The following is a 10,314-nucleotide window of genomic DNA, read 5'->3' on the forward strand; positions in this document are numbered from 1 at the left end:
ATTTTATCTAAAAACTTTAAAATTTATGCTTGACTTTTTATAGTTAGTCTTTCTTTTTAAAAATTATTTAACTAAAAATTGTCTAAATACGAGTATCTTCCATTTGAATCTTTCCATCCTAATATTTTTTCTAAATTTACATTTTGAGTTGACTGAATGATACGTTTTTTTATGTCTGGATTGTTTTTTACAAGCTGTGCAATTAATTCTTTTGTTTCACGACGTTTGCTGGAAGTCTTTTCAGCAGCTACTGTGCATCCGCAGTTCATCGGCAGGATTCCATTATTTCTTACCCATTTTATGATTGCCTTTTCTTCAACATAAAATAGAGGTCGAATCAATTCTATATTAAAATTATCGGACTTTAATTTAGGCAACATTGTCTCGAATTTTCCCATATAAAACATACTCATTAGAGTAGTTTCGATAACATCGTCAAAATGATGCCCAAGAGCAAGCTTATTGCAACCAAGTGAAGTTGCTTTTGTATAAAGGCTGCCACGCCGCATTTTGGCACACATATAGCAAGGATAGTCTTTTGCAATTTTTTCGGCAATTTCAAAGATATTGTCATCATAAATTTCACACGGGATATTTAGATGTTTTAGATTTTTTTTCAAATTATTTAAATTAGCAGGATTAAATCCTGGGTTCATTGAAATAAAAACTACTTCAAAATTAGTTCTGCTGGCTCTTTTTAATTCCTGAAATAGCTTTGAAAGTAAGAGACTGTCTTTTCCACCAGAAATTGCAACTGCGATTCTATCTCCATCCTTTACCATCTCAAATTCCTTTAAAGCTCGCACAAATGGTGTCCAAAGTGCTGAACGGTATTTTTTTTGTATGCTTCTTTCAATGGTTTCTAATGGCTGAAGTGGAACTGATGGTAAAACTGTTTCACAAACTGCGCTTCCAAGAGAAGTAGAGGCGATTTTATCAGCATTTTCTGCATTATTTATTATATTTTTGTCATCGAGATCATTTTCAAAATTCATTATTTGTAACTCCTTTTAAAGTTCATATTAGCCTTAATTTATTTAAGTGATCAAAAAATATTATAACATAAAAAAATACTCCAATCAACTATGCTAAAATTATATTTTTTTCCCATATTATTTTAAAAATATTAAATTAATAAATAAATTTTTTACTATTTAATTTAAAAACAAAATTTGATAAGAATATTGAAAATATGGTATAATAACCGTAAGAAAATATAAATTTTGGATAAAAAATGGAGGGAAAAAATAAATGAGTAAATATTTTGAAACTGTAGATTTTTGGATTGAGAATTTATTAGATTCTACTGAAAGTTATACGATTGAAAGTAATGAAAAGGGGAAGTTTGTAGATATTACAATTAACGTGACAAAGGAAGACATGGGAAAAGTTATCGGTAAAAACGGGAGAATTATTACAGCACTTAGAGTTCTTATGTCATCAATTGGGAAAAAAGATAAAAAAAGTATAAAAATTGAAGTTAAGGAAATGTAAGTTTGAAAAAATATTCAAATAAAACAACACTAGATTTTATAATAATCAAGGAGCGAATTTATGAAAACTTATGATTTAAAGAAAAAGAGCTTTAAACTCAGAGTTTATTATTATGATACAGATAAAATGGGAGTTGTGTATCATTCAAATTATCTAAAATGGATGGAAATGGCACGAACTGAATATTTTAGGGATGTTTTTCCATATAAAAATATGGAGGATATGGGATTTATTTTGCCAGTAAAGACACTAAATATTGAATATGTTAATTCGGCAAAGTATGATGAAGAAATTGAAATTTTTGTAAAAATTGAGGAAATAAATAATATTAAAATTAGATTTTCTTATGAAATGTATAGTTTAGATGGAATTTTAAAGGCAAAGGCTGAAACTGTGAATGTTTTTGTGGATGAAAATGGGAAATTAAAGAGAATTTCAAATGAATTGCTTGAAAAAATTATTAAATAATTGTTTAAAATATTTGTATAACTATGACTTAGTTAGTAAAAGTTTATTTTATCAAAATAAAAAATTATATTAAGAAATTAAAAAATTCATTATTTAAAAGAAAAATTTAAATATTAGATTTGTTTAGAATATATATTTAAAATTTAGTAGTACAAATATAAGAAAAATAAAATTTAAAATTATTATAAAAAATAAAGAAAAGAGGCTTTACAAATGAAAGTAGTAATTGGAAATGATCATGCAGGTGTAGAATTTAAAAATAAAATTATGAAAGAACTTAGAAGTAAAGGACATGAAGTTATAAATGTGGGAACTGACACGTTAGATTCGGTTGATTATCCTGATATTGCAAAGGAAGTTAGTAAAAAAATTATAAATAAAGAGGCAAATTTTGGAATTTTAATTTGTGGAACTGGAATTGGAATTTCTATTGCTGCAAATAAAATAAATGGAATTCGTGCTGCTCTTTGTCACAACGAATATACAGCAAGGCTTTCAAGACTTCATAATGATGCCAATATAATCGCTTTGGGAGCCAGAGTTTTGGGAGAAGACTTAGCATTAGCTTGTGTCGAAACTTTTATAAATACGGAATTTGAAGGTGGCAGACATGCTAGAAGAGTTGGGAAAATTGAACAGTAATTAGTAAATGTCTAAAAAGTAATAGTAATTTTTTAAAAGATGGCAAGAGAGCAAGATTTCTTGCTGAAACTGAAGAATAATAAGAAAAAATAGAAAAAGGAAGTGATTTTTATGTCAACAGTTTTTAAAAAAATAATAGATAAGGAAATACCAGCAAATATTGTATATGAAGATGATGAGTTCTTGGCTTTTCATGATATAAATCCAGCAGCAAAAGTTCATGTGCTTGTAATTCCCAAAAAAGAAATCAAAAGTTTGGATGCGGCAACAGAAGAAGATGCTTTGTTACTTGGAAAACTACAGTTGACTGTGGCAAAAGTAGCAAGAATTTTAGGGATAGATAAAGATGGATATAGAGTTATAACTAATATTGGAAAAAATGGTGGACAGGAAGTTTTACATATTCATTATCACGTTTTAGGTGGAGAAAAATTGCCAGTTAAATTAAAATAAATAAAGATAATCAAAAATAGAAAATTAAGAAGCTAAACTTAAAGATAAGAATAGAAATTATAAAAATGATTACATATAACAAATAAAAAAATAATTTTTGAATATACTTAAATTATTTTAAAATCAAACTAGGATATAAATAAACTAAATAATTATTTTAACAAGGGGTCTTGACCCCTTGTTGTAATAAAAGTGGTTTAAAACCAAACTTAAAAGTTATGATGATTTTACCCAAATCCTAAATTTATATGATTTTTAATAGTTTAATTTTGAATAGTTCGAGTATATTAATAAAAAATATTATTTTTAAATTTAGAAAATGGAAAGTGGAAAATAAAAAATGAGAGATGTGATAGCAAGTTCGGATAACAAATTTTATAAATTGCTAAAAAAGCTGGATAAAAAGAAGTATCGTGATGAAAATAGCATTTTTAAGGCTGAAGGGGAAAAATTTTTAAATGAAAATATTAATTTTAATAAAATCATTGTAAAGGAATCGAAGTTTGAATATTTTGATGAAAGATATGGGATTTCTGAGCATGATAATTTGACAATTTTAAAGGATAATCTATTTGATGAAGTTTCAACACAGGAAAATAGTCAAGGTATAATATTTTTATATTCAAAAAACTTGAATACGATTGAGGATATAAAAGGCGATGTGGTAATTTTGGATGATGTTCAGGATCCAGGAAATGCTGGAACAATTATTAGAACGATGATTGCCGCAAATTTTCAAAATTTAATTTTGACAAAAGGATCTGTAGATGTTTACAATCCTAAAACAGTACGTGCCACAATGAGTGGAATTTTTAAATTAAATATAATTTATGAAACACCTGAAAATATCGTAAAATTTTTGAATGATAGAAATTATTTAAAAATAGCGACAGCTTTACATGAAGATTCGATTTCTTATGAAAAAATTGAATTGCGGGAAAATAATGCATTTATTTTTGGACATGAAGGTGGCGGAGTGTCTGAATATTTGATAGAAAATTCAGATATAAAGGCAATTATTCCGATTTATGGGGATATTGAGTCACTAAATGTAAGTGTGGCAACAGGGATATTTTTGTATAAGATGAGAGAGAAACTGGAAAATCTGTAGAATGGAGAATTTTATGTTTGAAAATACAAAAAAATTAACAAAAAATAAAAAATATACTCAATCTGAATTGTTCAAAATGGTTTTAGAAAATGAAGATTTGAGAGAAAAAACAGAAGCATTGTTTGCATTGGATTTTAAAGAATTGTCATCGGTGAAAGATGAATATCCAGATTATGAATTTAATATTGATGGAAAGGTTTTTGCCGAAGATGGTGGAGCTGGGGTTTATGTTTTGCTGGAAGATGGCAGTATTGGATTTGCCTGTTTTGATTCTCCGCTTGAGTGCGGGAGAATCGCTGAGAATTTGGTAGAATGGTTTGAACTGCTTTTAAATTGTGCTAATTTTTGGTGGAATTATGCGAATAGGGAATATTTGGAAAATTTTGAAATGCTGGAAAAGGAAGTGGAAAAAGCAGAACCAGAAGGGCGGGAAGATTTTGAAGATGCTTATGGGGACGATATGCCGTCTTATCTTGAATTGCAAAAGGAATTGTCGGAAAAACTGGATATAAAAATATACGACAATATTGCAAAAGATGTTTTACAAAGATTTTTTAAAACGGCGAAAAGAGATCCTAAATTTATAACAAAGTATGTTCCAGATGATGAAATTGCAAAAGAGTTAATAAAGAATTAGGAAGATAATCTATAAGAGTTAAATAGATTTAGAAGAAAATATAATTATAATATGGAAAAATATTTAGAAAAAAATAATAGTCAAAAAATTTCTGGAATTAAGAAAAAAGTGAACTATTTGGATTATTAATTTTGTAAAATTATAAACAATATGATTGATATAATTGATAAGATAGTTATAAATTGTAACTAACTAGAATAAATATAAAATATAGAAAGGTAAAAATAGAAAATGTCAAAAAAAGAAATTTTTAAAATTGGATCGCATGTGGGAATGAGCGGGAAAGATATGTTTCTGGGTTCTGTGAAAGAAGCTATTTCTTATGGATCAAATACTTTTATGATTTATACTGGAGCACCGCAAAATACTCGAAGAAAGTCAATTGAAGAATTGAATATTGAAGCTGGGCTTAAACATATGGGAGAAAATGGTATTGATATAAATGACATTGTTGTTCACGCTCCGTATATTATAAATCTTGGAAATACGGTAAAGCCTGAAACTTTTGAGATTGCAGTGCAGTTTTTGAGAACGGAAATAGAAAGAACAGATGCAATAGGTGCACCTAGAATAGTGCTTCATCCTGGAGCTCATGTTGGGGAAGGTGCATCGGCTGGGATTGATAAGATTATTGAAGGATTGAACGAAGTTTTGACGAAAGAGCAGAAAACTACTGTGGCACTTGAGACGATGGCTGGGAAAGGTACAGAATGTGGAAGAAGCTTTGAGGAAATTGCAAAAATTATTGATGGTGTGAAATTGAAGGATAAGCTTAGTGTTTGTTTTGATACTTGCCATGTTCATGATGCTGGGTATGATATTGTGAATGATTTTGAAGGAGTTATTGAGCAGTTTGACAAGATTGTTGGAATTGACAGAATTTCAGTAATTCACTTGAATGATAGTAAAAATCCTGTTGGGGCACATAAAGACAGACATGAAAATATTGGTTTTGGTTATATTGGATTTGAAGTGTTGAATAAAATTGCACATTTTGAAAAATTTTCTCATTTGCCTAAGATTTTGGAAACACCTTATGTGGCTTTGAGTGATGATAAGAAGGCTAAAAAAGTTCCGCCATATAAATTTGAGATTGAAATGTTAAGAGCTGGGAAATTTGATGAAAATGTGATGGAGAAGATAAAAAATCAATAAAATTTTTTGAGATGAATATAGAATTAAAAATAAAAAAATAATAGAAAGAAGTGGTTAAAATGACAAAAAATGAAGAAATATTGGAAGTGTTTAATAAAAGATATGCTTGCAAAAAATTTAGTACGGAAAAAAGAGTGTCTGATGAAGATTTGAAGACAATTTTGGAAAGTGCGAGATTGTCACCGAGTTCATTTGGTATGGAGCCTTGGAAATTTTTACTTTTGAGAAATGAAGAAATGAGAAATGATTTTAAACAATTTGCTTGGGGAGCTTTGAATAGCTTGAATGGAGCAACTGAAATTGTGATAATTTTGGCAAGAAAAGATGTTACTGGAGATAGTGAATATTTTAGAGATAATTGGAAAAACTTGAAGAAAGTTTCTGATGAAACATTTGAAGCAGTGAAAGATAAATTTACGAAATTTCAGAAAGAACATTTAAAATTATTGGAAAATGAAAGAACACTTTTTGACTGGGCTTCAAAACAAACTTATATTGCACTTGGAAATATGATGACAGTTGCGGCTTATTTAGGAATTGACAGTTGTGCGATTGAAGGATTTAATAAAGAGCAATTGGAAAAATATTTATCGGATATGGGACTTCTTGACTTGAATGTGTATGGAGTCTCTGTGATGGTAAGTTTTGGGTATAGGGATGAAGAGCAACCTAAAAAGATAAGACGAGAGTTAAAAGATGTTTTGGAAATAATTGAATAAAAAATATATTAAAAAATGAATAAATATAAATAAAGATAAAAACACAGTTCTGGTCGGTAGTCCAGACGCAGTAATGTAAGTAACCTGCCTCCTTAGGTTGTCCATTCTTTATAAAAAAATTTTAAGGAGGCTGAAATTATGAAAAAAATTTCAGGAAAATTGACAGTTTTTTTTGAAAATCCGTTTTGGGTAGGAATTTTTGAAAATATTGAAAATAATAATTTGTCAGTTTGTAAAGTAACTTTTGGTTCAGAACCTAAAGAATATGAAATTTATGATTTTATATTGGAAAGGTTTGATACTTTAAAATTTAGTAATGAAATGAAGTCAAATTTTAATGAAAAAGTAAAAAATCCAAAACGGAGACAACGAGAAATAAAAAAAGAACTTCAAAGTAAAAAATTTTTGAAAAAATCGGAAGAAATTTTAAAACTACAGTATGAAGAAAATAAAAAAGAAAGAAAAATCAAAACAAAAAAAGAAAAAGAACTTGAAAAACAGAGAAAATTTTTATTGAAACAGGAGAAAAAGAAACAGAAACATAAAGGGAAATAAAAAAAGGTTCAAATCAAAATGTAAATGAAACATTAAAAAAGTTAAGAGAAAGAGTAGGTAATTAAGATGAAAATATTAAGATTGTTGATATTATGTTTATTAAGTATTTTCTGTTTAAATTCCTGTCTTGCAACAGCTGCAATCATAGGTTCAATGCAGGGGGAAGGGTTATTGCCTCCTCCTAAACCTCAATATAATACTTACCATGGAAATAATAAAAAAATAAATTCAGTAATTTTTAGTGAAAACAAGAAAAAAATAAGAATTAAAAATACTAATAAAGAAATCTTAGTACCAGAAAATCTTTATTTAAGAGAAAGTCCAGTTTCTCTGTTTAATGATTCCTTACAATTTTCTAAACCACTAAATTTTTATATTTATTACGAAGGAAAAGAAGTCCCCTTACCAATGTATATTTATACTGAAAATTTTGGAGAATTTTCAAAAAAAGAAAATTTAGTGAAAATAAGTGAAAATACATATTTTAACAAGTTTGAAGACCATAGTAAAAAAGTTAAATTAGATCAAATTATAAAAAAAATTGATGATAATATTTTTATTGTTATAAGTACAAAATTAGGAAATAATATCAACAAACAATTCTTCTTAGAATTAATAAAAGATTGGTAAAAAGTTTGGAATAAAAAAGAAAGGAGGAAAATATGAAAAAAATAAACCTTATATTGTTAACATTGATTTCTGTATTCAGCATAAATTTGTCTGCTGAAAAATTATTAAACTTTAATCAAGCAAATGTCATTAGTTCAGAAACGTTAAAGCAAGTAAACGCTTCTTCGACTTATAAAATTATTTACAAAAAGGAAAAGAATGGTGAATACAAATATACTTTAGAAAAATTATCAAATTTTAATAACGATAAAAATTTAAAAGTATTTGTAAATGGAACTGAAGATAATTTAGACAGTGCAGTAAAAAAAGCCATAAATCAAAATATGACATCATCAGACAAGAAAAAAGTTGATGATGGTGGAACTTTTGAAACTATTTTAATTTTTTCAAAATAGAATAAAAATTAAATTTTAAATAATCGTTGTTGTAAAAGACAGCGGTTATTTTTTTCTCTTGTTTTTATATATTCCAAATATTAATACAAATATTTTGGTTATACCAAATTCACCCATATAATCCCTACAAACCAAAATTTTCATTTAAGGCATTAAAGTTTTTACCAAAAGATGTTATATGGGCTTTAAAAATGATACTTTTAAACAAACTTAGATTGCTAGTACATCATATTCAATCTGTTTTTTTCAATAAGATATTTTAAATATTTAATTTTAAAAAGAAATAATATAGATGAACTTAATTATAGTGAAAATATAATTTCTGAAAAAATAAAGAATCAAAGTTCTAATTAGGAAAATCTTAAAGTTATTTAGTTTAGTGAAAAAGAAATTTATATAGAACAAAAATCAAATATAAAAAAATAGGAGATAATTTATGATGAAAAAATACATAATATTGTTAATTATTTTATTTCAAAGTATTGTATATTGTAACTCAAATAAATTAATTAATTTGGGATTACATAGTATGAAAAAAAATGAATCAGCAATTGGTGCTGAAATAATAGGCGGATTTGATTATGTTTTAAACAATGATAATTTTAATACATATGTTATGTATTTTAAGGTATATGAAAATCCAGAAAATTCGTATGGTGTTGAATATATAAAAAATTATGATAACAAAGATGAAGTACTCAAATTTTTTTTATCTAAAAAAATAGAGGAATATTATTCTAGAGAGTATATTCCATTAAAAAATGGAGAGAAGTTTTTATATGGAAAATTAGTTTGGGATAATTTAAAATTTAAAAATTCAACAAAATTAGAATTATATTATATTAATAAAGATGATATTGAAATAAAAAAAGTTTATTTCTTTGATCAAATAATTCCTTCAAGTCTATATGATAAATTTGATTATTTTGAAGAAGAAGGGTACTATCCTATATCAACTATTAATGAAGAATTTACAATATTTACTGAAAATAAGATAATTCATAAAAAAAGTCCTTATTTACTGAGTTATGAAAAGAAATTTGTAGAAAAAATATTTGAGTTATTTAAAGATAAAATTCCAAAAGAATATTTTGAATATAGAGAAAAAGGGAAATTTGTAACACAATTTGAAAAAGAACAGGATAAAAATAATGAAAAAAGAAAAAAATTAGAAACAAAAATAAATGATTTATAGAATATATTAGAATATTGAAAAGAGAGTGTCTAGTATTTTATGCAAACTCAAAATATAATGCCAGAGTGCATAAAAATTTTGTACAAATTCAGAATCAAAGTTGAGACAGTCTCTTTTAGATTTTTATCAATGTTCTCCAGTCCATATCCCCAAACCAATTCTCAAAATATTTCAAATTCTCAAATTTAAAAAGAAAGCATCACAGAGCGTTCAAACGACTTTATTTTAAATATCAAGTTGTGGTATAATTAATATATTGAAATTTATAAAAAATAAAAGAGGAAGTGATTTTATGAGAAAAAAAGCTGTTCCTGTGGGAATTGAAAATTTTGAAAGAATAATAAATGAAGATTATTATTATGTAGATAAAACGATGTTAATAGAAGAATTATTGAGAAACAGAGCTCCTGTAACACTTTTTACAAGACCACGAAGATTTGGAAAAACATTGAATATGTCAATGTTAAGATATTTTTTTGATGTAAAAGATAAAGAAGAAAATAAAAAGCTTTTTGAAAATTTGAAAATATATAATAGTGAATATATGAGCGAACAGGGGAAATATCCTGTAATTTTCGTTTCACTGAAGGATTTAAAAGAAGATACTTGGGAAGAATGTCTTGAAAGCATTAAGGATATTATGTATAAAATTTTTAATGAGTACAGTTTTTTAAGAGAAAAATTAAATATTGTTGAAAAAAGACAGTTTGATAAAATTTGGGAAATAACAGGAAGTGAGAGAAATTTTAAAACTTCACTTTTAGATTTATCAAATTATTTAAATAAATATTATGGAGAAAAAGTCATAATTTTAATAGATGAATACGATGCTCCAATAATAAATGCTTTTGATAAAGGAT

General features: G+C 26.4%; 14 protein-coding genes. 13 read left to right on the forward strand and 1 reads right to left on the reverse strand.

What is annotated here, in order from left to right:
• Window positions 1-71: 71 nt before the first annotated feature.
• Window positions 72-995, reverse strand: coding sequence for a tRNA 2-thiocytidine biosynthesis TtcA family protein (locus ACO409_RS09095; RefSeq protein ID WP_485556559.1), 924 nt, complete (start codon window positions 993-995; stop codon window positions 72-74).
• A 256-nt stretch (window positions 996-1,251) separates the two neighbouring features.
• Here ACO409_RS09095 and ACO409_RS09100 point away from each other — a divergent pair, with 256 nt between their 5' ends.
• From ACO409_RS09100 to ACO409_RS09160, 13 genes are all read left to right on the forward strand, one after another.
• The gene (locus ACO409_RS09100) at window positions 1,252-1,494 is read left to right on the forward strand and encodes a KH domain-containing protein (RefSeq protein WP_010124409.1); all 243 of its coding nucleotides are present in this window, start codon (window positions 1,252-1,254) and stop codon (window positions 1,492-1,494) included.
• 60 nt (window positions 1,495-1,554) lie between these two features.
• Window positions 1,555-1,962 carry an acyl-CoA thioesterase gene (locus ACO409_RS09105; protein WP_485556561.1) on the forward strand — a complete coding sequence of 136 codons (408 nt, stop codon included), beginning with the start codon at window positions 1,555-1,557 and terminating at the stop codon, window positions 1,960-1,962.
• 213 nt (window positions 1,963-2,175) lie between these two features.
• Window positions 2,176-2,604, forward strand: coding sequence for a ribose 5-phosphate isomerase B (gene rpiB, locus ACO409_RS09110; protein WP_485556563.1), 429 nt, complete (start codon window positions 2,176-2,178; stop codon window positions 2,602-2,604).
• Between the two features lie 111 nt (window positions 2,605-2,715).
• Window positions 2,716-3,057 carry a histidine triad nucleotide-binding protein gene (locus ACO409_RS09115; RefSeq protein WP_485556565.1) on the forward strand — a complete coding sequence of 114 codons (342 nt, stop codon included), beginning with the start codon at window positions 2,716-2,718 and terminating at the stop codon, window positions 3,055-3,057.
• Between the two features lie 340 nt (window positions 3,058-3,397).
• Window positions 3,398-4,168 (forward strand): TrmH family RNA methyltransferase, encoded by a 771-nt coding sequence (locus ACO409_RS09120; RefSeq protein WP_485556567.1) that lies wholly within the window; start codon window positions 3,398-3,400, stop codon window positions 4,166-4,168.
• Window positions 4,169-4,181: 13 nt separating this feature from the next.
• Window positions 4,182-4,805 (forward strand): hypothetical protein, encoded by a 624-nt coding sequence (locus tag ACO409_RS09125; protein ID WP_485556569.1) that lies wholly within the window; start codon window positions 4,182-4,184, stop codon window positions 4,803-4,805.
• 231 nt (window positions 4,806-5,036) lie between these two features.
• Complete coding sequence (locus tag ACO409_RS09130) at window positions 5,037-5,960, forward strand: deoxyribonuclease IV (protein WP_485556572.1); 924 nt, start codon at window positions 5,037-5,039, stop codon at window positions 5,958-5,960.
• A gap of 59 nt (window positions 5,961-6,019) precedes the next feature.
• Window positions 6,020-6,679, forward strand: coding sequence for an NAD(P)H-dependent oxidoreductase (locus ACO409_RS09135; protein WP_485556574.1), 660 nt, complete (start codon window positions 6,020-6,022; stop codon window positions 6,677-6,679).
• A 138-nt stretch (window positions 6,680-6,817) separates the two neighbouring features.
• Entirely contained in the window at window positions 6,818-7,234 is a 417-nt protein-coding gene (locus ACO409_RS09140; RefSeq protein ID WP_315047024.1) for a YjdF family protein, read from the forward strand.
• Window positions 7,235-7,300: 66 nt separating this feature from the next.
• Entirely contained in the window at window positions 7,301-7,864 is a 564-nt protein-coding gene (locus ACO409_RS09145; protein WP_485556576.1) for a hypothetical protein, read from the forward strand.
• 32 nt (window positions 7,865-7,896) lie between these two features.
• A complete protein-coding gene (locus tag ACO409_RS09150) occupies window positions 7,897-8,259 on the forward strand; it encodes a hypothetical protein (RefSeq protein WP_485556578.1) in 363 nt (120 codons plus the stop codon).
• A gap of 529 nt (window positions 8,260-8,788) precedes the next feature.
• A complete protein-coding gene (locus ACO409_RS09155) occupies window positions 8,789-9,454 on the forward strand; it encodes a hypothetical protein (RefSeq protein ID WP_485556580.1) in 666 nt (221 codons plus the stop codon).
• A gap of 292 nt (window positions 9,455-9,746) precedes the next feature.
• Window positions 9,747-10,314 (forward strand): AAA family ATPase (locus ACO409_RS09160; RefSeq protein WP_485556582.1); only part of this gene is annotated, 568 nt, incomplete at its 3' end.

Source organism: Leptotrichia sp., assembly GCF_057270615.1.